The organism is Streptomyces sp. Q2 (assembly GCF_056820935.1).
The window spans coordinates 1-618 of the sequence record NZ_JBXEJE010000123.1; the positions used below are offsets into that span (position 1 = coordinate 1).

Genomic DNA, 618 nt, shown 5'->3' on the forward strand with positions numbered 1-618 from the left:
TACCTCTTCGACCTCGCGCCCGCCGAGGGCCGCAAGGCGGTCGACGAGGTGCAGTCCGGCGAGATCGACAAGCCCGAGATCGACGAGGAGTGGATCACCGTCCAGGGCGGTCCGACGGGCAGCGTCCGGGCGCGGATCGTCAAGCCCGCCGGTGCCTCCGGAACCCTGCCGGTGATCATCTACATCCACGGCGCGGGCTGGGTCTTCGGCAACGCCCACACCCACGACCGCCTGGTGCGCGAACTCGCCGTGGGCGCGAAGGCCGCCGTGGTCTTCCCGGAGTACGACCTCTCACCCGAGGCCCGCTACCCGGTCGCCATCGAGCAGAACTACGCCGTCGCCCGCTGGATCGTCGAGCAGGGCGCCTCCAAGAACCTGGACGCCACCCGCATCGCGGTCGCCGGTGACTCGGTCGGCGGCAACATGAGCGCCGCGCTGACCTTGATGGCCAAGGAACGCGGCGACGTCCCCCTGGTGCAGCAGGTGCTGTTCTACCCGGTCACCGACGCCGCCTTCGACACCGGCTCCTACCACCAGTTCGCAGAAGGCTACTTCCTGCGCCGCGACGGCATGCAGTGGTTCTGGGACCAGTACACGACCGACGAGCAGCAGCGCGCC

1 protein-coding gene is annotated in these 618 nt (G+C 69.6%); it reads left to right on the forward strand.

Annotated features, from left to right (window positions below):
- Positions 1–618: alpha/beta hydrolase (locus ACWBNA_RS47860; protein ID WP_482710886.1), on the forward strand; the 618-nt coding region annotated here is incomplete at both ends.